This window comes from Aeromonas sp. s5 (genome assembly GCF_040907865.1).
GTDB classification, from domain to species: domain Bacteria; phylum Pseudomonadota; class Gammaproteobacteria; order Enterobacterales; family Aeromonadaceae; genus Aeromonas; species Aeromonas dhakensis.
On the sequence record NZ_JBFOCO010000002.1, the window covers coordinates 97,013 to 119,353 of the forward strand.

19 protein-coding genes are annotated in these 22,341 nt (G+C 62.2%); 6 read left to right on the forward strand and 13 right to left on the reverse strand.

The features are described from left to right. Positions 1-22: 22 nt before the first annotated feature. The 5 genes from AB5Y94_RS00460 to arcB form a co-directional block, all read right to left on the reverse strand. Positions 23-1,234, reverse strand: a complete 1,212-nt coding sequence (locus AB5Y94_RS00460; protein WP_368204457.1) for an EAL domain-containing protein — start codon at positions 1,232-1,234, stop codon at positions 23-25. Further along, positions 1,215-5,492: a transporter substrate-binding domain-containing protein gene (locus tag AB5Y94_RS00465; protein WP_368204458.1), complete on the reverse strand. Its 4,278-nt coding sequence runs from the start codon at positions 5,490-5,492 to the stop codon at positions 1,215-1,217. The genes AB5Y94_RS00460 and AB5Y94_RS00465 overlap by 20 nt, the downstream gene beginning before the upstream one ends. A gap of 148 nt (positions 5,493-5,640) precedes the next feature. Continuing rightward, on the reverse strand, positions 5,641-5,844 hold the full coding sequence (locus AB5Y94_RS00470) for a hypothetical protein (protein ID WP_005304283.1): 204 nt from the start codon (positions 5,842-5,844) through the stop codon (positions 5,641-5,643). Between the two features lie 321 nt (positions 5,845-6,165). Further along, complete coding sequence (dgt, locus tag AB5Y94_RS00475; protein WP_017763839.1) at positions 6,166-7,542, reverse strand: dGTPase; 1,377 nt, start codon at positions 7,540-7,542, stop codon at positions 6,166-6,168. Between the two features lie 28 nt (positions 7,543-7,570). Continuing rightward, complete coding sequence (gene arcB, locus AB5Y94_RS00480; protein ID WP_201881771.1) at positions 7,571-9,883, reverse strand: aerobic respiration two-component sensor histidine kinase ArcB; 2,313 nt, start codon at positions 9,881-9,883, stop codon at positions 7,571-7,573. A gap of 207 nt (positions 9,884-10,090) precedes the next feature. Between arcB and AB5Y94_RS00485 the strand changes: the two genes are divergently transcribed. Beyond that, entirely contained in the window at positions 10,091-11,089 is a 999-nt protein-coding gene (locus AB5Y94_RS00485; protein ID WP_368204459.1) for a DUF2860 family protein, read from the forward strand. 68 nt (positions 11,090-11,157) lie between these two features. On the opposite strand, the gene AB5Y94_RS00490 is transcribed toward AB5Y94_RS00485, so the two are convergent. The 4 genes from AB5Y94_RS00490 to AB5Y94_RS00505 form a co-directional block, all read right to left on the reverse strand. Continuing rightward, a complete protein-coding gene (locus tag AB5Y94_RS00490) occupies positions 11,158-11,856 on the reverse strand; it encodes a DUF3334 family protein (RefSeq protein ID WP_010634960.1) in 699 nt (232 codons plus the stop codon). A gap of 98 nt (positions 11,857-11,954) precedes the next feature. Then, the gene (locus AB5Y94_RS00495; RefSeq protein ID WP_017763836.1) at positions 11,955-12,392 is read right to left on the reverse strand and encodes an HIT domain-containing protein; all 438 of its coding nucleotides are present in this window, start codon (positions 12,390-12,392) and stop codon (positions 11,955-11,957) included. A 72-nt stretch (positions 12,393-12,464) separates the two neighbouring features. Beyond that, the gene (locus AB5Y94_RS00500) at positions 12,465-13,094 is read right to left on the reverse strand and encodes a DUF2057 domain-containing protein (RefSeq protein WP_368204460.1); all 630 of its coding nucleotides are present in this window, start codon (positions 13,092-13,094) and stop codon (positions 12,465-12,467) included. Positions 13,095-13,193: 99 nt separating this feature from the next. Continuing rightward, the gene (locus AB5Y94_RS00505; RefSeq protein ID WP_095593366.1) at positions 13,194-14,093 is read right to left on the reverse strand and encodes a LysR family transcriptional regulator; all 900 of its coding nucleotides are present in this window, start codon (positions 14,091-14,093) and stop codon (positions 13,194-13,196) included. A gap of 97 nt (positions 14,094-14,190) precedes the next feature. Between AB5Y94_RS00505 and AB5Y94_RS00510 the strand changes: the two genes are divergently transcribed. Further along, the gene (locus AB5Y94_RS00510) at positions 14,191-14,793 is read left to right on the forward strand and encodes a short chain dehydrogenase (protein ID WP_124250600.1); all 603 of its coding nucleotides are present in this window, start codon (positions 14,191-14,193) and stop codon (positions 14,791-14,793) included. Positions 14,794-14,924: 131 nt separating this feature from the next. Here AB5Y94_RS00510 and AB5Y94_RS00515 read toward each other — a convergent pair whose 3' ends face one another. From AB5Y94_RS00515 to dapA, 3 genes are all read right to left on the reverse strand, one after another. Continuing rightward, a complete protein-coding gene (locus tag AB5Y94_RS00515) occupies positions 14,925-16,028 on the reverse strand; it encodes a phosphoribosylaminoimidazolesuccinocarboxamide synthase (protein WP_010634965.1) in 1,104 nt (367 codons plus the stop codon). 65 nt (positions 16,029-16,093) lie between these two features. Continuing rightward, the gene (gene bamC, locus AB5Y94_RS00520) at positions 16,094-17,218 is read right to left on the reverse strand and encodes an outer membrane protein assembly factor BamC (protein WP_017779109.1); all 1,125 of its coding nucleotides are present in this window, start codon (positions 17,216-17,218) and stop codon (positions 16,094-16,096) included. Continuing rightward, complete coding sequence (dapA, locus tag AB5Y94_RS00525; protein ID WP_005304320.1) at positions 17,211-18,098, reverse strand: 4-hydroxy-tetrahydrodipicolinate synthase; 888 nt, start codon at positions 18,096-18,098, stop codon at positions 17,211-17,213. Before dapA ends, bamC begins: the two co-directional genes overlap by 8 nt. A 272-nt stretch (positions 18,099-18,370) precedes the next feature. Between dapA and AB5Y94_RS00530 the strand changes: the two genes are divergently transcribed. The 3 genes from AB5Y94_RS00530 to AB5Y94_RS00540 all read left to right on the forward strand — a co-directional run bounded on the left by AB5Y94_RS00530 (position 18,371) and on the right by AB5Y94_RS00540 (position 20,295). After that, positions 18,371-18,904 (forward strand): glycine cleavage system protein R, encoded by a 534-nt coding sequence (locus tag AB5Y94_RS00530; RefSeq protein WP_005304323.1) that lies wholly within the window; start codon positions 18,371-18,373, stop codon positions 18,902-18,904. Positions 18,905-18,924: 20 nt separating this feature from the next. Beyond that, positions 18,925-19,389 (forward strand): thioredoxin-dependent thiol peroxidase, encoded by a 465-nt coding sequence (bcp, locus tag AB5Y94_RS00535; protein WP_123245403.1) that lies wholly within the window; start codon positions 18,925-18,927, stop codon positions 19,387-19,389. 405 nt (positions 19,390-19,794) lie between these two features. After that, positions 19,795-20,295 carry a YfbU family protein gene (locus AB5Y94_RS00540; RefSeq protein WP_005304330.1) on the forward strand — a complete coding sequence of 167 codons (501 nt, stop codon included), beginning with the start codon at positions 19,795-19,797 and terminating at the stop codon, positions 20,293-20,295. 60 nt (positions 20,296-20,355) lie between these two features. Here AB5Y94_RS00540 and yfbV read toward each other — a convergent pair whose 3' ends face one another. Beyond that, positions 20,356-20,796, reverse strand: coding sequence for a terminus macrodomain insulation protein YfbV (yfbV, locus tag AB5Y94_RS00545; RefSeq protein WP_017779105.1), 441 nt, complete (start codon positions 20,794-20,796; stop codon positions 20,356-20,358). Positions 20,797-21,098: 302 nt separating this feature from the next. On the opposite strand from yfbV, the gene AB5Y94_RS00550 reads away from it, so the two are divergent. Next, entirely contained in the window at positions 21,099-22,301 is a 1,203-nt protein-coding gene (locus tag AB5Y94_RS00550; protein ID WP_005304335.1) for an acetate kinase, read from the forward strand. Positions 22,302-22,341 lie beyond the last annotated feature (40 nt).

Genomic DNA, 22,341 nt, shown 5'->3' on the forward strand with positions numbered 1-22,341 from the left:
TTGCGGGCATCCTGCCCGATATTCACTCCCCGAGCAGCGCCGGTAGCCGTTCACGCCAGGAGTCGTGCCATCTCAACAACTCCTCGCGCGGCATGGGCCGGGCAGAGAAGAAGCCCTGGCACACGTCGCACCCCAGCCGCGCCAGCAGTCGCCAGGTGAGTTCATCCTCCACCCCTTCGGCGACGGACTTGAGCCCCAGTTTGCGGGCCAGCTCGATGCTTGACTCTATTATGGCCAAGCGGGAGGGGTCCTCAAAGCAGTGATCGACGAAAGAGCGATCCAGCTTGAGTTCGGTGAAGGGCAGCAGGGCCAGCTGCTGCATGGAGGAGTAGCCGGTACCGAAGTCATCGATGGAGAGGCCGAAACCGTGCATGCGCAGGCGCGTCAGCACCTCCAGCGACTTGCCCAGATCCTGCACGAACGCGCTCTCGGTCACCTCCAGGGTGATGAGCTCGGGATTGATGCTCCAGCGCTGGCACTGGTTGATCAGGGTGTTGCACAGATCCCCCTCGATCAGCGAGGTGGTGGAGAGGTTCATCGAGAGGTTGAGGGATAGCCCGGTCTGCTCCCACAGGTGGCCGTCTCGCAGCGATTTGCTGATGATCACCTCGGTCAGCCGATCGATGAGACCGTTGTGCTCCGCCAGCGGAATGAAGCGGGCCGGCGAGATGAGGCCGTACTCCGGATGCTGCCATCGGGCCAGCGCCTCCATGCCGACCCACTGGCCGGAGCCGAAGCTCACCTTGGGCTGATACCAGGGCAGCAGCTGGTCCTGCTCCAGCGCCAGGCTCAGCTCATCCAGGGTCAGGCGGTGGCCATCTTCCTCCTGGGCTCGCTCCTGCTGCGGGCGCCAGGCCCCGATCAGCTGGCTGATCTGCTGCTGGCTGGAGGGCTTCTCGATGCGCCCCAGCACCTGCAAGCCATAGGCGGCGCTCATGCGCAGCACGGCCTCGACCACGTCATCCTCCAGCGCGCTGGAGAGGATGATGCCGCCGCGAAAGCCGCCGAGGGAGAGGCGGCGCAACAGCGCCATGCCATCCATGCCCGGCATGCGCAGATCGCAAAACAGGATGTCGACCTGATGACGCTGGCACATGGCCAACGCCTCCACCCCGTCCTGCGCCTCCAGCAGGGAAACGTAACCGAGCCCGCGGATCTGGTGCATCAACGCCTTGCGCTGGAAGGCGTGATCTTCCACCACCATGATCACCAACTCATGCTGTGTCTTGTTCATCGAGCCATAATCCAATTTCACCTGTAATAGCCTTCATCAGCGCCAGCACCGTCTGGCTCAGTTCGCTGAGCTCGTCCAGCTGCTTGAGGCGGGCCGCCGCTTCGAGCCGGGCCGCCTCCTCCGCCAATGCCTGCTGCCCCACCATGCGGGCAGCCCCCTTGATCCGATGCGCCGTCTCCACCAGGGCATAGGTATCCTGCCTGGCCAGTGCCTGCATCATGTCATCTCCGTCCTGGCGATTGGAATCCAGGTATTCCCGCGCCATGCTGCGCGCCACCGCCTCATCGCCAAACAGCGAGAGCCAGCGCTCCCCCTGCTCGCTGGCAGGCGCAGGGACCTGGCTGGGTTCCTGCGCCTGGCTGTTCACCGGCAGCCAGCGCATCAGCACCTGCCGCAGCGTATCCAGGGTATAGGGTTTGAACAACATGTCGTTCATGCCCGCCTCCTGCATCTGCAGGCCGGCCTCTTCGGAGGTGTCGGCCGTCACCCCGATGACAGGGGCCGATACCCCCTGCTCCCGCAGCGCCCGGGTCAGGCTGTAACCATCCATCGCCGGCATGTGGCAGTCGGTCAGCAGCAGGGCGAATCCCTGCCCCTGCCAGGTGCGCAAGGCCTTGTCGCCGTCATCCACCACCTCGGCATCCACACCGAGAATGGCCAGCTGGCGGGCCAGCAGGGCGCGGTTGATGGGGTGATCGTCGGCCACCAGCACCCGCCCGTGCAGCTTGGGCGCATTGGCTTCCACCGGGCTGATCGCCGCCTCCCCCAATAACTGATGGCAAGTCTCCAGCAGCAGGTCGGGGTAGAGCGGCGATTGCCCCAGCCGCCACCAGGCACTCGATCCCATACGACCGCGCAGGGCCTCCTGCGGGGAGAGCACTATGCCCTTGAGGGTCGATCGCTGCAAATGGCCCAGCCAGTCGCTGCCGAGCGCCTGCTCGAGCCAGCTCTCCTCCGCCAGCAACAGGCCGTTGAGGGGCTGCTGCCACTGCTGTGGATCCAGACGATGCAGCCTGGCCCCCAGCCGCTGCATGGCGCTCTGCAAGGCAACATCTTCGCCAAACAGCCACCAATCCTGGCCGGCCAGCGGCGGGGCATCCCACTGACACTCGCTCAGCGGGAACTCGAAGATGAGCCGGGTGCCGTGCCCCGGTTTGCTCTCGAGCGTCAGCGTGCCCCCCATCTTCTGGGCCAGCTGGTGGCAGATGGCCAGCCCCAGCCCGGTGCCTCCGAAACGTCGAGTTATGTCGGACTCCACCTGCTCGAACGGAGTGAACAGGCGATCCTGCTTCTCTTCGGCGATACCGATGCCGGTGTCGCTGACCGTGATGGCCAGTCGCTCGGCCTGCAGACCCACCTGGATGCGGATCTCGCCCCGCTCGGTGAACTTGACCGCATTGTTGAGCAGGTTGGAGAGCACCTGACCCACCCGCACCGCATCGATGCGGGCCTGATCCGGCACCTCGGTGCCCCAGTCCAGCGTCACTCTGAGCCCCTTGCCATGGGCCAGGGTGGCATGGCCGCGGATCACGTCACAGATGACGGAGGCAAGCCGGCACTCCTGATAATGGAGCTGCAGCTGACCCGCCTCTATCTTGGAGAAGTCGAGTACATCGTTGACCAGATAGAGCAGGTTGTTGGTGGAGGTGACCACGTTGCGCAGCAGGTAACGCTGATCCTCGTTCAGCTCGCTCATCTGCAGCAGCTCCAGCATGCCATGCATGCCGGAGATGGGGGTTCTGAGCTCGTGGCTCATGGTGGCGAGGAAGCGGCTGCGCACCTGCATCGCCTGCTCGGCATAGGCCCGCGCCTCCCTCAGCTCGTGCTCCTGGCGCTTGAGGGCCGTGATGTCCTGGATCACCCCGTTGAGGATCAGGTGCCCCTCCTCCTGCGGCACGAAACTGCCGCGCACCTGCAGGTAGCGCGCCCCCTCAGGCCGCTCCACCTTGACCTCGAGATCGAGAGGGGCCAGGGTCTGAGCATGGTTGGCCACCTTGCTGACGAAGTCCTGCAACGCCTCCTCGGTAAAGCCGAACACCTCCCCCCCCGACTCGGCCGACAGCATCTCCTGCCGGCTGGCCCCCAGGATCTCGCTCGCCCCCTGCGAGGCATAGAGGAAGCGCCCCTTGCCGGGTCCGATCCAGAGGTACTGATAGACAATGCCTGGCATGCTGTCGGTGATCTGGGTGAGGCGGGTCTCCGCCTTGCGGGCCCGCGCCTCGGCCTCCTTGATGCGGGTCACGTCAGTCAGCACGGTCAAGACACCGAGCATGTCTCCATCCGGGGAGGTGTAGGGGCGCTTGGTATAGATGACATGGAACATGGCACCATCCTGGCGGCGGCTGTTGCCCGCCCCCTCAAGCTGTGCGCCGCTCTGCCACACCTCCTGCTCCTCTTTCAGTACCCGCACCCGCTCTCTGGCCGGCATGCGGTCCAGATCGTCGCCCCCCTCCTTCATCGGGTCGCCGATGAAGGCATCCCGATAGGCCTGGTTGCAGAGGGTGATGCGCTGCTCGCGATCCCGCAGCACCACCATGTTGGGCAGGGAGTTGAGCAGGGTCTGCACAAAGGTCAGCTGCTCGTTCAATTTGTGCTCGGCCAGCTGGCGCTGCACTATCTGGCGACGCAGGGTCCGGTTCCAGCCCATGAACAGCAGCACGCAGAGCAGGAAGGCCCCCAACCCTAAGGCGGACCAGAGCGCCACCGTGGTCGGATTGATGCCTGTCTGGATGGTCAGAGTCAGCCACTTGTGCTCCAGCTTGGTCATCTCTTCCGGCCGGATGGAGAGCAGCACCTTGGTCAGGATCTGCTGCAACATGGGATCCTGTTGATGCACCGCCATGGCGACCGGCACCCTCAGCTCGTTGCCGGAAAACACTACCTGGTAGCGGTTGTTAAACCCTTTCTGCAGTGCCTGCTCCAGGGTGGTCATGCTCATCAGCACATAGTCGACCTGGTGTCCGTCCAGCAGGGGCAGCAGCTTGGTATCGCTGCTCACCGCCACAGGGCTGGCGCCTACCTCCTTGAGCACCAGCTCCTCCACCGAGCCGCCGACGATCCCCACCCGGCGCCCCTTGAGTTCGTTGAGACTGGCCAGCTCTTCACTCCCCTGCCTGGCGGCAATCACCCGGTGGATGAAGGCGTAGTCGGGGGTAAACAGGGCGTACTGGCGCCGCTCGGCAGTCGGGGTGATGGCCGGAATGAAATCCAGCTTGCGCGCCTGCAGCAGGCTCTGGGTCTCGGCCCAGCTGCTGGTGGGTACCAGGCTGAAGTGCAGGCCGGATCGCAGACTCACCAGCTTGAGCAGGTCGGCGATGAAGCCCTTGAGCTGGCCATTGCCATCGATCTCGCTCACCGCCGGCCAGTCCGGTGCCACCCCGAAGCGCAGGGTCGGGTGGCGGGCCAGCCAGTCCAGTTCGCTCTGGTTGAACACTATCTGGCGAGGGCCGTTGGCCAGCTCGTAGTCGACGATACCGCCGGTCTCCAGAATGCGGCGGCGCTCATCCAGCGACATGTCGTTGAGGGCCAGCTCCAGCAGATCGCGCAGCCCCTGATTGTCCAGCCTCACCGCCATGGCCAGCGAGGTATCCGTCACCCACTCCGGGGTGATCACCTTGAGCCCGGTCTGCGGCTGCAGGCGCTGCAGCCGCATCAGCGAGGGCAGATCGGAGAGATAGGCATCCGCCAGCCCCTTCTTGACCATGAAGACGGCTTCGTCGCTGCTGTCCGCCTCGGTCAGCTGGGTCATCCCGAGCTGGGTCAGCTCCTCGCAGGAACTGAAGCCGTGCTCGCACACCCAACGCAACTGGCGTGCCGCGGCCAGGGTCGGCTCCCCCTCTTCCCGCGTCAGCAGGACGGCGCGCGGCAGGGTCATCAGATCCGAGGTAAAGCGCATCTTCTCCTGACGCGACTGGCTGGGCGTCACGCCGATCAGCATGTCCACCTCCCCATCGAGCAGCGCCTGCTGGGCATCGGCATAGTAGGGATAGGTCTTGTAGCGCACGGTCAGCCCCAGCCGGCCGGCAATCTGGTTGGCAAAGTCGTCGAGCGGACCGTTGAAGCCGCCCCGGCCATTGGTATAGATGTAGGGGGGCCAGGCCATCGAGGGCATGCCCACTACCAGGTCATTGCGCGAGGCGAGCCACAGCCGTTCCGTCAGTCCCAGCTGATCCTTGTCCAGAGAGGTTTCTGCCGCAGCCACATGGCTCCAGCAAGCAAACCAGCACAACAGAATGGCGCGATAACAGAGGCGCAGCATGGATGACTCCTGAACAGATCGGAGAGCGATCATAGGGATTTTGGCAAAATGTGCGAATAAAAATTCGTAACAGAACTCGTGCGGATACGAAAAATGGCAGGCTAATGCCTGCCATTTTTATGCAAGAAGGGGGCCAAGCCCCACCTTATCAGGTTATTCGGTTCCCAAGCCGGAAGCCGGTTTGATACTCCTGCTCACGGATGTGGGCGATCTGCACATTTTGCCCTTCCAGACCTATGTCTTTGAGCAGGGCGGGCGACAGGTGCAGATAACGGGTGCGGCGTTCCAGCCGGGTGATCCGTTTCTGGACCAGGGTTTCGACGGTGCGCAGCAGGGTCAGTTCGATAGACATAATATTCTCCAGTTGAACGTGCGGTTCCCCCGGAGAGAAGAGATCACCCTGCGGGACAACCGCGGGTGATGAAAAAGCAGGTGTTACCTGTTTCCTCCACGCGGCAGAAAAAGAGCACGAGTCTTCGCGCTGCTGATGCAGCGGTCGAACGCAACGTTTAGCATTGAATGTTGCATATCCGTCTCCTTACCGTGTGAAAGTTGAACAAGTTGCCACAGTCTAAAAAAAGACCGAATTTTATACAAGAACCTCACCCCCCATATGGGGAGGTGAGCCATCTATCAATACTCATCCGGAACAGAGAGCCTGACGCCGTCCCGCTCAGATCCCGGACAGCAGCCGAAACTCCTCCAGCGCATAGGTGTCCGTCATGCCACTCACGTAGTCCAGCAGCAGCCGCACCCGGTAATACCACTCCTGCTCCGCCTCCTCGGCAAAACGGGGATCCCGGCTGGCCACCGCCAGTCGATAGGCCTTGAGATGGCGGGCTGACAGGCGATGGTAAAGCCGGCGGGCAAAGAACAGCTCGCTGCCCCCCTGCCCCGCCAGCAGACGCTCAAACTGGCTGGCCGGCAGGGCCAGCAGGCAGGCGTAGGTGGAGAGCACGCCGCGCAGGGCGGCGTAGCCCTCCAGCTCCAGCGCCTCCACCTCGGGACGCATGAACACCAGCTCGCGAGCGACCCGCTTGAGGATGTCGAGCACCCGTGCCGCCGGCGCCTGGCCGTGCAGCAGGGCCTGAGGATAGGCGCCGCTCAGGATCTGGGCGTGCTCGCTCACATAGGTGCTGGCAGCCAGCGCCACCAGATCCCGGGTCAGCTGTTGGCGGAAATGGGGAAAGAAGCCGCGATCCGAGTCGACGGCCGCACTCAGCAACGCCGCCATGTAGTCACCGCCATCCGCCTCCCGCAGCGCCTGCAGCAGCTCGCCGAGGCCGAGGATGCGTCGATCCACCGCATCTTCCAGATCCGCGATGCAGTAGGAGATGTCGTCCGCCGCCTCCATGATGTAGACCAGCGGGTGACGACAGCCGGCGGCCAGCCCCAGGCTCTGGCCGAGGGCGCTGTAGAGGGGTTGTTCGCTGAAGAAGATGCCGCGCTTGCTGCTCCAGCCATGATGCTGGCCATAGTAGGGGGTTGCCTGCCGGCCCGCCGGCGGTTGCTGCGGATATTTGCACAGTGCAGCCAGCTGCCCCAGGGTCAGATTCAACTCGTGCAGGCTGTGTACCAGCCGCAGGCTCTGGGCATTGCCGTCAAAAACCAGCAGATCCTGACGAAGCTCGGCCCACTGCGGGCTGGGCGCCTTGCCCAGCGCAGCGGCAAACAGGCCGTCCAGCTCCTGCGCCAGCCACTGGCTCATCACCTGCTCGCCAAAGTGGCCGAACGGCGGGTTGCCGACGTCGTGCAACAGGCAGGACATCTCCACCAGATTGACGAAGGCCCCCTCACACACAGCGCCTGCCGGCAGGGCCGCCAGAACGCGGCGGCTGATCTGGCGACCGGTCTCCTGTACTTCCAGCGAGTGGGTCAGTCGGCTGCGCACCGAGGCCTTCACGTCGAGCGGGAAGACCTGGGTCTTCTGCTGCAGTCGGCGCACCGGCGCCGCCTGCACGATGCGGGCGCGATCCTGCTCGGTCGCCTCCAGCAATTCTTCGTCACCCCAGGGGTGGATCCGCTCGGGGGTAATCAAACGGCTATACATGTTGCAGCTCCTTGCCAGCGCAGCGCGTTTATGAGAGCAACCAGCGCCGCAAGCGGGCGATATCGCCCGGGTACTCTCGGCGCAGCGTCTCAATCCAGTCTTCCACGTTCTCCCACCAGGCCGGATGATCCGGGCTCTGGATCAGCTGGGCCGTCTGCTGCAGCCGGCGCAGGCCGATGGAGCCCGCCGCCCCCTTGATCTTGTGCGCCTCCTCCACCACGCCGGCCTGATCCCGGGCAATCATGTTGGAGTCGAGCACCGCCATGTAGTCGGGCATCATCTTCTCGAACAGATCGACGCTGGAGAGCAGCACCGGCTTGCCCACGGTATCGGCATAATCGGTGAGGAAGGGCAGGTCCAGCAGCGCATCCTGGCTAACGGTGTCGGCCTGCTCGTCCGCCTCGTCCCCGGCCAGATCGGCAAACAGGTGACCAATCACCTCCCGCACCGCCTTCGAGCCGAGCGGCTTGTTGATCACATCCTGCATACCGTGATCCCGGTAGTACTGGCGATCACCGGTGGCGTTGGCGGTGAGTGCCACCATGGGCGGCAAACTTTCGCCGTAGCGGGCGAGCAGCTGTTCCGCCACATCAAACCCCGTCATGTCCGGCAGCTGGATGTCGAGCAGGATCAAGTCAAAATCATCCGGGTTGGCCATGGCCAGCGCCTGGGCGCCATCGCGCGCTACCTTGACCTGGTGGCCAAGCTTGCTCAGCAGGGCGCAGGCCACGGTCACGTTGAGCTCGACGTCCTCCACCAGCAGGATGTCGAGGGACGGCATCTCGGGCTCAGGGACGGCAACCTCTCCTTCGATACACTCCACCTCCAGCTCGGCGGTGAAGCAGGACCCCTCGCCCGGATCGCTGTCCACGTAAAGCTGGCCGCCCATCGCCTGCACCAGCTGGCGGGAAACCGCCAGCCCGATGCCGGTGCCGGTGGCGTGCTTCTTGCCCTGTACCTGATAGTACATGGCGAAGATCTTCTCCTGCTGGGCTCGCGGAATGCCGATGCCGGTATCCTCCACCTCGAAGTGCAGCGCCAGCTTGCCCGGCGCGTCGGCGGCATGGGCGAGGCAGCGTACCGTCACCCCACCTTCGTCGGTGAACTTCACCGCATTGCCCACCAGATTCCACAGCACCTGGCGCAACCGGGTGCCGTCCGCCATCACGAACTGTGGCACCTCGCCATCCCGATCGAAGTGCAGATAGAGCCCCTTCTGCTCCGCCTGGATGCGCGACAGCGTCTCCAGCTCGTCGAGGAAGGCGGGCAGATCGATGCGGGTCGGCGCAATCTCCAACCGGCGCCGATCCAGTTTGTCCAGATCGATGATGTCGTTGAAGATGTTGCCGAGCGTCACCGCGCTCAGGTGAATGGTCTTGAGCTGCTGATGCCGCTTGGGATCGAGCGGCGTATCCATCAGCATCCGGCTCAGGCCGACGATGCCGTTCAAGGGAGTGCGCAGCTCGTGGCTGATGGTGGAGATGAAGGTGGTCTTGTCGCGGCTCGCCTTCTCCAGCTTGTCCTGGTATTGCTTGCGCTCGGTGATGTCGCGGCCAAAGCCGAGCAGGCCGAGCCGCTTGCCGAAGCGGTCGAAGAAGGGCACCTTGCGCAACTCGAAGTAGGCCTTGCGGCCATCTGGGTACTCCAGCCACTGCTCATAGGTGAGAGGCTCATTGCTGGCGAAGACCTGCTTGTCGGTCTCCACCACCTTGCTGGCAATGTCGTGCTTGTAGACGTCGAACGGAGTCAGCCCGATGAGCTCCGCCTCCACCTTGCCGGTCAGCTCCTCCATGGCGCGGTTGCAGCCGGAGAACTGCTCGTCTTCGTTGCGGTAGTAGACCAGATCGGGGGAGCAGTCGATGAAAGAGCGCAGCAGGGCGGTGCGCTCGCCCAGGTGCAGCTGGGCCTTCTCGCGCTGGAACACCTCGTTCTCCAGATCCTCGATGGCCTGCTGACGCAGGGTCTCGGCCCGGTTGGTCTCGGCGATCTGGGCGTTGAGGCGGCTGATGTTCTCCTGCAGCTGGCTGTTGAGCTCGAGATCCCGCTCGCGCATGTCCTGCAGCTTGCGCACCATGCGGGTCAGCCGCTGGCGGGAATCCTCCAGCTGATCCACCACGATGGAGAGAAAATAGACGGCCCAAGGGGTGACCAGCAGGCCGAAGAAGACCGAGCGCACCAGGTCGACGATATCCACTGTGCCGCGCAGAAACAGGGTGACCCCCATCTGGATGGAGACGGCCAGCACTATGATGCCGGTGGCCAGGAACATGCTGAATCGCACCAGCCCCAGCTTGGTCATCAGGTCGACGTAATATTGCGCCCAGGATTTTATTTGTTTCATCTTATTGTTTTCTCCCCGATATTCGCCGAACAGAATACCAGCACGACGCGCCGAACTCTTCTGCCGTCGCACGATAAATTATCGATTAACCTCCTCCGCCCGCTGGGGTAGCATGCCGGAGTCAATTCGGTCAGCCCGGATTAAGCCTGGCTGGCTATAATGCCAGGCCGTTCAATTCAACCAACTGATAATTCAGGAGTCTCATCGATGCGCAATCTCACCCTGCTGAGTCTTGGCCTGCTGGCAGCCAATGCCGCCCACGCCGACCTGGGCGAGATCCCCAAGCAGTCAGGCTGGTCCGGCTTTCTGCTGGGCGGGGTCAACGCCGTCAGCTACCAGTCCAACTTCTACGCGGGCGATGACAACCACAGCCGTATCAATGATCTCGGCTCGCCCGACAGCGAGAGCGGCTTGACGCCGCTGCTCAACGCCGACATCCGCTATACCTTCGCCGATACCCGTACCCAGATCTTCCTCGGCAACCTGATCCAGGATGCGGTGCGTTTCGACTTCACCCAGCAGCTCGGTCTGCGCCAGGAGATGGGCGACAAGGGCATAGTTGCCACCTCGCTGGTGTTCAACGTCATGCCGGTGGAGCTGTGGAGCGATCCCTTCGCCACCGGCGTGGACCGCAGCTCGACCGACCTGAAGTCAAAAGGGGCCCGTTTCGCCTGGGACAAGATCTGGGGCAGCAACTTCTACGGCAACCTGACCACCCGGGAGGTGGACATGGACGAGGAGCGCAGTGGCCAGCAGTATGACCAGAGCCACGGCACCCACTACGCCGGCATGCTGGATCGCAACGGCAAGGTGCACGACATGGAGCTCTCCTACCAGTTCCATTTCAGCGGCAACCAGCTGCTGGAGCCGGCCATCCTCTACAAGGAGGCTCGCCTGGACGGCAGCGCCGAGAGCTTCAAGAACACCGGCCTGAAGCTGACCTACGCCAAGCGCGGCCCCCAGTGGTCCTTCGTCAGCAACCTCTACACCGGCAAGCGCAAGTACGACGAAGCGAACCCCATCTTCGGCCAGCATGCCGACGCGGACGAATTTGCCGTCAACGGCACCTTCTTCTGGCACAACCTGTTCGGCGTCAAAGCCCTGGCCGCCACCTTCACCGCGGCCTACTCCAACGCCGACTCGGACATCGACTTCTACGACAGCCAGTCCACCCGTTTCAGCACGGGTCTGCTCTACAACTTCTAACGGCGAGCAGCACCAACAAACGAGGCCACCCCATGGGTGGCCTCGTGCATTGGCGGAGGGCGGGAAAATCAGATCCCGAGGGAGTCCAGCAGATCGTCGTGATCGTTGGCCACCGGGGCGGCGGCCGGAGCTGGCTGGGCAGCCTCGCGTTTGGTCTGGGCGATCAAGGCATCGGGATCCAGCTCTTCCTGATCCATGCCATCGTTGTGGATGCGGATGAACTCGGTCTTGTCCATCGCCAGCTCCAGATAGAAGATGTTGTTGCGGGCGGTGAAGAAAGTGACCCGGCGCGACTCCGGGCTGTCGAGATTGGTATCGACGCTCAGCATCACCTGTTTGTTGAGGGCCAGCATCTTCGGCTGGTTCTGGGTGATGTGGGTCTGCAGATCCCGGCCCACCTTGACGGTGAAGCTGCCGACGATCTGGTTCATCAGCTCGCCCATCACGTTGCTCACCTCGTCCGAAGTGTGGGAGATGGCGAGATCTTCCTTGGAGAGCCCCATGCTGAGCATGTAGCTCTCGTACAGCTCCATGGCGGCGGAGGCGGAGAAGTTGATCACCACCAGGCCGGAGAAGCCGCCGTCAAACAGCACGAAGCAGCCGATATCCGGCTTGAGGCAGGTCTTGCTGATCCGCTGCACCATGCCGGAGAAACGCACCTGACTCTGGGTTGCCGCACTCAATACATCCGTCACCGAATGGCACAGGCTCAACAGCACGTCCTCTGTGGTCAATACGGTATCATCGTCGGCTCTTGTCACTATCATGGGACCTTCCTGAACATCGAAAATGGGGTTATCTATACCATAACTCTAACAGATAGCGCGGCCCGGGCGTCGAAATAGCGAGCCGCCTCTCACTTGATTCAACTGTCAGTTTCAAGGGGAGTGAATCCGGCCAGATTGGCCAGCTTGCGTCGCCAGCCGGCGGCTTCCCGCTGCAGGGTCGATTCATCATAGGGCAAGGAGGGATGAGCCCCCCAGATGGGGCCAGGCCAGGCCTTGTCGGTACTGAAACGGGCCACGTGGTGCAGATGCAGCTGGGGCACCAGGTTGCCGAGCGCCGCCACGTTGATCTTGTCCGGGCGCAGCGCCTGCTCCATCAGGGTTGCTACCGCGCAGGACTCCTGCATCAGCTGCTGTTGCTGGGCCGGCGCCAGGTGGTGGATTTCCCGCAGATTGGCCACTCTCGGCACCAGGATGAGCCAGGGATACTGGCTGTCCTTGGCCAGCAGGACGCGGCAGAGAGGCAGATCGCCGAGCAGGCGGGTATCCGCCTGCAGGCGACTGTGCAATTCAAACATGAAGACCTCGTTGCAATAAGATGGGCGCTAGACACGATGAGAGCCCCCACGTTACTGCAACGGACGGCAAACTTAAAGCCGCGGCACGGCCCAGCTGACAAAGCGCTTGCGCAGGGCCGGATCCGCCTTGAGGAAGAGTTGCTGCAACTGCCCCTCCAGCTCGCTGGCCGCTACCGGCGCAATCTCGCTGGCGACCACGGCCGCAGGAAGTGCAGAACCAGAAGCCGCCGTCAGCGCCGCCTTGCCACCGCGCTGGTTGTATTCGGCCAGCTTGGCGCGCCAGTCCATGCCGATCAGCATGCCGCTGGTCACCAGCGCATCCTGCTCGCTCGCCATCACCTTGCCGTCGGCCTGCAGCCCCATGACGGGAGACTTGGCATACTGCGCCATGCCCCGCTCATCACTCGGCAAGTTGGCGACCAGCTGTAATTGTTGCTGGCTGGCCTGATAGCGCAGCACCTGAGGCGCGGAGCGCAGCTGGCGGTCATTCTCGCTGCTGCTGCGACTCGGGATCACCCCTTCATAACGCACCAGCAGCTGCTGCTCGCCATCCGGCAGGGTGGCGTGCTGCTCGTCGTGCAGGGTGCCAGCGCTCACCGCCAGGATCTGGAAATCCGCCGGCACCGTCACCTCAACCGCAGCATGCGCCGAGCATGCGCCCAGCATCATGTTCATGCCCAGTGCGGCGCACAGCAGCGACACACCATTTCGATATCGACAACCCTTCATCTTCGTTCATCTTCCTGATCGCGTTGATGGGCGCAGGCTAGCAGCCGAAGATGACAGAAAAATAACGGCAGTTCAGAGCAGGTAGTGGGGCCGCTCGGCAAACCACTGGGCCAGCACCTGCTTGAACAGCCGGATCTTGCGCGGCACCCGCCGCTGCTGGGCATGAAGGATATGAAGCGGGTGCAGACCGCTGTGCCAGCCGTCGAGCACGGTCACCAGCTCCCCCGCCGCCAGCAGGGCATCCACCGCAATCAGCGGACATTTGGCATAGCCCAGCCCCGCCCGGGCCAGCTGCAACGCCGTGCTGTAGTGATTGGCCCGCACCTTGCCCTGCACCAGGATATGCGCCTCCTCCCCCTCCCGGCTGAAGTGCCACTGCTCCCAGGCCGGGTTGCTCCCCATGAGCAGGCAGGCACGGCCGCTGAGCTCATAAGGGGTGGCCGGCTTGCCCTCCCTTGCCACCAGTGTGGGGCTCGCCACCACCACATCCCTGAGCCGGCCCAGCGGCATGGCCACCAGGTTGTCGGGCACCTCGCTCATGGCGCGCAGGGCGATGTCATGCTCACCCTGGCTCATGTCGACCATCTGATTGGTGAAGTTGAGCTCGACCGCAACCCCGGGGCAGAGCTCGGCGAAGCGAGCCAGCAGCTCGCTCACCATGCGATCGCCGGCGCTGATCGGACAGGTGAAGCGCAGCCGGCCGCCATCCTCCTCGGTCAGGGCCTGGATATCCTGCTCCGCCTGGCGAGCCAGCGCGAAGATCTCCCCCGCCTGCAGATAGAGGGTGGAACCCGCCTCGGTCAGGCTGAGCCGGCGGGTGGTGCGTTGCAGCAACTGGGCATTGAGAGAGGACTCCAGCGCACTGACATGACGGCTCAGCATCCCTTTGCTCACCCCCAGCGCATCGGCGGCGGCGGAGAAACTGCCCCTTTGTACCACTTCGTAAAAACTGGCCAGATGGGCGATGTCCATCATTAGCTCCAATTTGGAAACAATGGGTTTATTTTACGCGCTTTTTCCCCTTTTTTAGCGCGCTAAAATCAACACATCCCAACCAGGAGTGACTGAGATGAAGATTGTGATTGTGGGTGCCTCCGGCACCATAGGTTCTGCCGTCAGCGACTTGCTTGCCAAGGATCATCAGGTGATCCGGGTCAGCCACAGCCAGGGGGATGCCAGGGTCGACATGCGCGATCCCGCCTCCATCAGGGGGCTGTTTGCCAAGCTGGGGCAGTTCGATGCGCTGGTGGTGGCCAGCGGCAGCGCCGCGTTCAACGCCCTGACCGAGATGACCGATGAAGAGTGGCAGCTGGGGATCCAGAGCAAGCTGATGGGCCAGATCAACCTGACCCGCGCCGCCATCCCCCACCTCAACGACAAGGGCTCCATCACCCTGATCAGCGGCATTCTGAGCGAAGAGCCCATCAACTGGGGCGCCAGCGTCACCACCATCAACGGCGCCGTCGAGCACTTCGTCAAGGCGGCCGCCTGCGAACTGCCGCGGGGCCTGCGCATCAACGTGGTGAGCCCGACCGTGCTGGAGGAGTCGATGGATAAATACGCCAGCGTCTTCCCGGGCTTCGTCCCCGTGCCCGCCGCCAGGGTGGCGCAGGCCTACCAGAAATCGGTACTGGGCGTACAGACCGGCCAGGTGTTCAGGGTCAACGGCTGATCGCCGCCCTTCTGCCGCCCAGTCGGCACGGAAACAAAAACGGGCCCCGTGATGGGGCCCGTTCCGTGACCGCTGCCGTACCGACAGGTGGCAAACGTTTGTTTTTACGACAACAAAAAAGGCGGTACGCCTCAGTCGATCAGCCCGTACTGCTCGCGCAGCACCTCGATGATCTCCTGCTTCGGATTGGCGCTGCGTACCAGCGGCTGACCGATGATCTTCTCGGCGATCCCCACGTAGGTGTTGGAGATGTCCATCATCACCTCGGTCGGCAACTTGTTGTCGCGGGCCAGGGCGAAGCGCTCGGGCATGCGGTGCTTGTTGAGCAGGATGTCCGGATCCGGGAAGTGATTGAGCAGCCACTGGCGGAAGCCCTCTTTGGACTTCTCGACGATCTGGCCGTCGCGCAGGGCGGCGCCGTCCCAGATGCGGGAGCTGTCCGGGGTGCCCACTTCATCCATGTAGATCAGCTTTTCGTTGCCGGCGGCATCCTGGACGTAGCCAAACTCGAACTTGGTGTCGACGAAGACCTGATCCAGCTCGGCCAGCGCGTCGCTGATGACGTTGAAGCCCTCTTTGAGCAGCACTTCGTAGCGATCGATGTCGGCCGGCTTGCTGAAGTTGAAGCCCTGGTAGTGGCGCTCGATGTCGGCACGGGAGACGTTGACGTCATCCGCTTCCGGCACGCCGTCCAGCCCTTTCAGCACGCCCTTGGTGGAGGGGGTGATGAGGATCTCCGGCAGCTTCTGATCCTTTTTCAGTCCTTCCGGCAGGGTGATGCCGCAGAACTCGCGCTCGCCATCCTTGTAGGCACGCCACATGGAGCCGGTGATGTATTGACGGGCAATCGCCTCGATCATCACGGGACGGGCTTTTTGCACGATCCAGACGAAGGGATGGGGGATGTCCAGGATATGGCTGTCGGCCAGTCCCTTCTCCTTGAACAGCTTGAACCAGTGGCTGGAGATGGCGTTGAGCGCAGCCCCTTTGCCCGGCACACCGTTGAGCCCGTCCACGCCCTGCCAGATGCAGTCGAAGGCCGAGATCCGGTCGCTGATCACCATGATGGCAAGCGGCGCATCCGCCGGCACGTCGTAACCCTTCTCGCGGATGAGACGAGCGCTGTCTGCGGCGGTCAGCCAGTAGACGCTGCGCACTTTACCGGAATGGACGGGTTTATCGGTACGGATCGGCAAATCATCGTTCACCGCCAATACTTGGTCTGCAAGACTCATGGCTAATAACACTTCCTGTTTGTGGGGGGTTAACATAACAAAACAGGGGCACAAGGCCCCTGTTTCTATTCTGTTTTTGCAGCTTGGTCAGCCAGGCCCTTGGCGAATGCTTCGGACAGGCTGATGTACATCTGGGAGATGACACCGGACGACACGGGCTTCTTGTCCTTGTCGAACAGGGTGATGGAGGTCTTGCCCCCCGCCATCTCGCCAAGCTGGAAGCGATATTTGTCTTCGTCCAGTTTGAACGGCTCGCTGCCCTTGGCCTTCCAGAACTCGCTGCCCGGCTCGTCGTACTCCACGTCGATCCAGCCCAGCGACTGTTGGGTATCCTTGATGGTGAAGCCGTAGGCCGGCAGCACCTGATTGAGACGACGCCACACCTGGTCAAACGAGCCGTCAACGATCCAGGCGCTCAGCTCGTTGTTGTCCAGACCCAGTTCCAGCCCCATGCCATCGTTGGCCTTGTGCTGCTCGCGGGACTTGAGCTGCTTGTCGTAGTAGAGCGAGAACTGGTTGAGGGCCCGGGTCGCGTAGCGCTGGGCATCGGCCGGGGTCAGCTCCTTGCTGGTCTCGCCATCGATGGTCTCTTCATGATCCAGTACCCGGACCGACATGTTGACGGCGTGGCGCTGGGGATCGTTGCGCAGGGTGAACTGGTAGCGCTGGCGAATGACGAAGTCGTCGTCCTCTTCGCTCCAGCCGTCGAGCGCCTTGGTATTGTCAAACCAGCCGGTCTGCAACACGCCGGCCTGCTGGTCCAGCTTCTCGGTGGTGACCTTGTACTGGGCGAGGAAGTTCATCAGGAAGGCCCAGGTATCGCGCTCCACGCTCTGGGAGGTGCTGAGAGCGTAGAAGGCCATGGTGGGTTCACCGGCATTGGTTACCACCTGGCTGCCCGGTACCACGGTCAGCAGCTGGGCGGGCGGACGCACATCCACCTTGGCCCCCAGGGCGCCGTCACGGCTGCTCTCTGGCAGGGGCGGAATGTCGAAACTGCTGTTAAAGGCGGGGGTACTCAACCCGGCCGGCACCAGGAAAGCACGGCCTTCAAGGCGGGCATCCTCGTACTCGAAACCACGGTTGGCCATCTTGCGTTCCTGGGGTGAGCTACAGGCTGCCAGCACGGCAACGGTCGCCACGCTCAGCACCAGGCGCACTGCATTTCCCTTTCCATTTGCTTTAAACACTCGCCATCAACTCCGCAGTCGTCAGTGCTCGCGCCATCGCCCGCTCGCCCTCGGCAGTGAGGTCGGTGAGCGGCAGACGCAAGGTGGCCGTCGCAATCAATCCCAGCTGGGCGCAGGCCCATTTCACCGGGATGGGGCTCGGTTCGCAGAACAGAGTCTGATGCAACGGCATCAATCGATTGTTGATGTCATGCGCCCGCCCGGCATCGCCGGCCAGCGCAGCACGACACATGTCGGCCATCTGGGCCGCTGCAATATTGGTGGTGACCGAAATGACACCGTCACCGCCTTGCAGCATAAAATCACATCCACTGGCATCATCGCCACTATAAAGTGCGAATTGCGCACCACACAGCTCACGCAGCAGCGGCGTACGGCTCAGATCCCCGGTGGCCTCTTTCAGGCCTATGATGCCGGGCACCCTGGCCAGTCTGGCTACCGTTTCCGGTTTGAGATCGCAACCGGTACGACCGGGCACATTATAAAGAATTTGGGGCAGACCACTAGCCTCGGCGATCGCACAATAGTGACGATAGAGACCTTCCTGAGTGGGTTTGTTGTAATAAGGTGTGACCGAGAGACCCGCTACCACGCCGGTTTCGGCGAAGCGCTTGGCCAGGGCGACGGCATGGGCGGTATTGTTGGAGCCGCAGCCGGCGATGACCGGGATGCGTCCGGCGGCCAGTGCCACGGTTTTCTCCACGACGGCAATGTGCTCCTGCTCGCTCAGGGTCACCGACTCCCCCGTGGTCCCCACCGCGACGATGGCGCTGGTTCCGGCGCTGACATGATACTCGACCAGATTGGCAAGACTGGCCCAATCGACTTCACCTGAAGCCAGCATGGGGGTAACGAGGGCAACAATACTACCGCGCAACATGGATATTTCTCCCGATTTTCAGGGGCGTTATGGTAAAGCTGCCCCCTTGGAAAAACAAGGGAGGCCACGGCCAAGCCGTGTTACCATCCGGCACAAACAGCCGTGCGCAAGCGCCGGAAACTGGCGCCGGAACCGGGCCGCCACCACCCGGCAGGACGCTTGCCACAACGAGATTCTCAGCAGGGTCGCCACGCGGCCGCGCGGGCCAGATCCCTTCGGTCGACGTGCCCGCCGCCCGCATTCGCCACCCGCTAATGGACGAGAGAAGATTTATGACTCATTACCTGGTCGTAACGGCCATCGGCACGGACAGGCCTGGCATCGTCAATGAGGTCACCCGCCACGTCAGTGGTTGTGGCTGCAACATTGTCGACAGCCGTCTTGGCATCTTCGGCAATGAATTCACCTTCATCATGCTGCTGTCCGGTGACTGGAACAGCCTGATGCAGCTCGAGATAAGCCTGCCCCTGCGCAGTCAGGAGTGGGACCTCATCACCATGATGAAACGCACCGAGCGCCACCAGTCGCTGCAATACGACATCAGCGCCAACGCCGAGATCCTGATCCGGGACCAGCCGGGCATCGTAAGCCAGTGCACCCAGTTCTTCAGCGATCACGGCTGGGACATCCAGGCCATGCAGACCATCACCCTGGAGCAGCAGCCGTTCAACCTGCTCAAGGCCAGCTTTCAGCTCAATCTGGCCAAGCAGGGAGAGGCGGCCGGCTCGCAGGCGGCCTTCGCCGGATTCTGTCGTGAACTGGGCGCAGAATCGTTCGAATTCATCGTCAACAACAAACACGCCTGACGGCTCATCAAGGAGATCCCATGCAACCTTTATCCGCTGGCAGCCTGGCCCCCGACTTTTCCCTCTCCGACCAGGACGGCAACCAGGTGCGCCTGGCCGACCTGCGCGGCAAGAAAGTGCTCGTCTATTTCTACCCCAAGGCGATGACCCCGGGCTGCACCACCCAGGCCTGCGGTCTGCGCGACGTCAACGCCGAGCTGACCGCCCTCAATGTGGTGGTGCTCGGCATCAGCCCGGATAGCGCCAAGCGGCTGAAAAAATTCGAGGAGCGCGACAACCTGAACTTCCGCCTGCTGGCCGATGAAGATCACGCGGTAGCCGATGCGTTTGGCGTCTGGGGTCCGAAGAAGTTCATGGGCAAGGAGTATGACGGTATCCATCGGCTCAGCTTCCTCATCGATGAAGAGGGCAAGATTGCCCACCGCTTCGACAAGTTCAAGACCAGCGATCACCATCAGGTGGTGCTCGATCTGCTCAAGGGCTGAACCACAGATACCGGTACTGCTGATATGGAAAGGGCCTGCAAGCGCAGGCCCTTTTTTATTCGCATGTCGCAGCCCTTCCGCATTGCAGGCGGGGCGCGCGATACCGCCCTTGCGGTCGCCTGCCCGGATGAGGGGCGGCAGCCTTGTTGTTTTCCATGGCGGGGCAGTGTGCATCCATAACGGGATGCCTTGGTGACGGGTCTTTCGGCGCAAGCCAAATGACGCCCTTATTGTTGCGCCTACGGGCCAGAAAACAAGGTGCCAGCCGTTACATTTAATTAACCAGCCCACGCCTGCGTTGATTTAGCGCCCCGCAATCTCGCCAACCTCCCCTGCCAGATCAAAAAATTCATCCTATATATGGGTTAACGTGACCCCAGTTTCATTTTCCAGTGAGAAAAGCCCATGAACATGAGCCACACCGAACGTCTGATCCTGAGCAACCAGTACGAGATCCTGGCCAAACTCAATCCGGAGAAGGCGGCGTTTTACCAACGGGCCAGCACCATCATCGAGCGCGGCTACTGCCTGCAGATCCTCGAACTGGAGAAGAGCTTCGGCCATCTGGATCTCGCCACCTGCCAGGAGGTGATCGACACCCTGGAGTTGCACCATGCGCTGGCCATCTCCTGGGGCAACCTGGACGCAGCCGATCAGGGCGAGATCAATGCCAGCCGGCTGGAGTTCAACGGCTACAGCCGCAGCCAGGAGCGAGAGCTGGCCGATTACGTCTGCTTCCTGCTGGAGGTGGACAAGCGCTTCCCCGAACTCAAATGCCCCTGCGACGAGCTCTCCAGCGACATCGCCATGCGTGACAAGTACCAGCGCATGCTGGCGGTCTGGCGCCAGTGCCCGCGCCAGTACAAGCTCTCCATCCAGGAGATCCGCAAGGTATTGGCGGCCTGATCCGGCAGCCATGAAAAAGGCGCCGCGAGGCGCCTTTGTCCGAGTCATGGGCCACAGGCCTCACTCGTAGAGGAAGGATTTGTCCAGCTGCTTGAAGGCGGCGTTGAGGGTATCGGCCAGCTCTTCGTATCTCGGCTGGGCCACCAGCTGGCGCTGACCGCCCTGTTCGTTCATCTTGCCGTTGATCTCGCGATACCAGCTGGCAAGAGAAGGCGGCAACCGGGTATCGGCACGCTGGCCAAGCCAGTAGTAGCCCTGCAGCGGCAGGCTGAGCAGAAACAGCACCGAGGTCATGACGGAAGGCCAGTAGTGCTGCTCGCCAAACTGGAACTGCAGCATGACGCTGAGCACCGCCAGCGCCGGAATCACCTTGAGGGCGAACTCGGTGGCCTTGATCACCCGATTCTCCGGGAACATGGAATTAAGCTCGGGACGGCGGGGCCAAAGGGTCATATAATGACGGCCTTGCTGTAACTTAGTTCCAAAAATGTTCATGCTCATGCTACCTCCGAGCTCTTTTTGAACATATTAACGGCAAAACCACGACAATATTTGATGCGCAATAACAAAGGTTGAGGATGACTTTGTTATTTTTCAACAATCGGGTTATCCTTTGTACGCCCAATTTTTGCGCCAACGGCCTGCCGTTGAGCCGTCAGGGACGTCTGGATTTCGGGTCTTGTATCACTATACAAGGGGCAAGCAACAGATTGCCAACCCTCATAAGGATAAGTTGAAAGTTTTTGGACACAGCGCGTCCAACGCATCCTCCTACACAACCCAATCTGCGATAGGATTTATTCATGAGTAAGCTGGTTCTTGTTCTTAACTGTGGCAGCTCTTCCCTGAAGTTTGCTGTCATTGACGCAACCACCGGTGATGACCTGCTGTCCGGCCTGGCCGAGTGCTTCAACCTCGACGACGCCCGCATCAAGTGGAAACTGAACGGCGAGAAAGGCAGTGCCGATCTGGGCGCCGGTGCCGCTCACCAGGAAGCGCTGGACTACATCGTCAACAAGATCCTGCCGCTCAACCCGGAACTGTCCAAGAACCTGATCGCCATCGGCCACCGTGTCGTACACGGCGGCGAGCGCTTCACCTCCTCCGTGCGCATCTGCGACGACGTGATCGCCGGCATCGAAGCCGCCGTACCGTACGCCCCGCTGCACAACCCGGCTCACCTGATCGGTATTCGTGAAGCCCGTCGCGTGTTCCCGGCGCTGGCCGAGAAGAACGTGGCCGTGTTCGACACCGCTTTCCACCAGACCATGCCGGAAGAAGCCTTCCTGTACGCCCTGCCGTACAAGCTCTACAAAGAGAACGGCATCCGTCGCTACGGCGCCCACGGCACCAGCCACTACTACATCAGCCTGGAAGCTGCCAAGCAGCTGAACAAGCCGGTGGAAGAGCTGAACATCATCAACTGCCACCTGGGCAACGGCGGCTCCGTCTGCGCCATCAAGAACGGCCAGTCCGTCGACACCTCCATGGGTCTGACCCCGCTGGAAGGCCTGGTGATGGGTACCCGCTCCGGCGACATCGATCCGGCCATCATCTTCTTCCTGCACGACAAGCTGGGCATGAGCGTTGATCAGATCAACACCATGCTGACCAAAGAGTCCGGCCTGCAGGGTCTGACCGAAGTAACTTCCGACTGCCGTTTCGTTGAAGACAACTACGACAGCAAAGAAGAAGCCAAGCGTGCCATGGACGTTTACTGCTATCGCCTGGCCAAGTACATCGGCGCCTACGCCGCCGCCATGGACGGTCGTCTGGACGCCGTGGTCTTCACCGGTGGTATCGGTGAAAACTCCGCCCCGATCCGTGAAATCACCCTGAACAAACTGGGTCTGCTGGGCTTCGACGTCGATCACGACGCCAACCTGAAGGCTCGCTTCGGCAAGGGTGGCGAGATCACCAAGGCTGGTTCCACCAAGGCCCTGGTTATCCCGACCAACGAAGAGTGGGTCATCGCCCACGACGCGCTGGAACTGGTCGGCGCATAATTTCGCTGTAGAGCAAGGCCGCCCAAGGGCGGCCTTTTCC